At 63.4% G+C, this 848-nt stretch carries 1 protein-coding gene; it reads right to left on the minus strand.

Features of this window, described 5'->3' with window-relative positions; translation table 11 throughout:
* Positions 1-37: 37 nt before the first annotated feature.
* Entirely contained in the window at positions 38-628 is a 591-nt protein-coding gene (locus tag ACT3TZ_RS15205; protein WP_444584250.1) for a hypothetical protein, read from the minus strand.
* Positions 629-848: the final 220 nt, after the last annotated feature.

An 848-nucleotide genomic window follows, 5' to 3' on the forward strand; every position in this document is an offset into this window, starting at 1 on the left:
CCTAGTTGCGACTCAGCCCTTCCCGCGAGCATGCGGATCAGCTTCCGGGTTCGCCTGAGCAATCGACCTGACCGGGGATCTGCACGCTGACCTCGCCGTCGTCACTACCTGTGGTCGCCTGGCGCAGTCCGGGACCGAACTCCAGGATGCCGGTGTCAGTCCAAGAAGCCGGCTCTCCGGACTGCATCTCGTCTGCGAAGGGGTTCTCCTCGTCTCCGCTGCCGCTGAGTTCCCAGGTGAACTCCTCCCCGCTGTCCCCCATCGTCAGGGTGCCACCAGAGGGGCCACTACCTTCGTCAGGCTGGGTGGTGGTGAACTCGTTGCCCGTCTCGCTTTCGGAGATCGTGGCTGTGATCGTCCCGCCCTTCTCCATGCACGTCACGCTTACGGTGTCGTGCCTGAACAGTTCCCCAACGTAGAAGCTGGAGTCCCCGTTGGCGACAGTGAACTCTCCGGCGTACTCGTTCGTTCCGCCGCATGCTCCCAGAGCAAGAACCGCAGCGACCACAGCAGCTGTCGACGCTCCCATGCGCTTAAGATCCCGAACCATGATGCCTTCCTCGTTGTAGGCACAGTCCTCCTGTGCTGGCAATAGCAACGGTAGCCGCGAGCTCGCGAACATCGGCATCCCGCGGACGCCTCGAGGCGCACTGAGACCCACCCCTCCCCCACTCTCGGCCTGGAGTCGGAGCAATCGGAACGAGCCGTGCGCTGCTTCGAGCATCGAAGTGGCCTCTGCGCACCGAGGCTCGACCGGAAGCTCCTCTTTCCGCAGGTCGCGGCCTACACCAGCACACTTAGGCCATAATGAGGCGCATGTCCTCCGCACCTGGTCTCACCGCGATGAA

It is taken from the genome of Brachybacterium sp. AOP25-B2-12, assembly GCF_052378625.1.
Lineage (GTDB): Bacteria > Actinomycetota > Actinomycetes > Actinomycetales > Dermabacteraceae > Brachybacterium.

Excerpts from the sequence above, each read along its gene's own strand:
- ACT3TZ_RS15205 (WP_444584250.1), bottom strand. The coding sequence starts at position 628 with ATGCCGATGTTCGCGAGCTCGCGGCTACCGTTGCTATTGCCAGCACAG.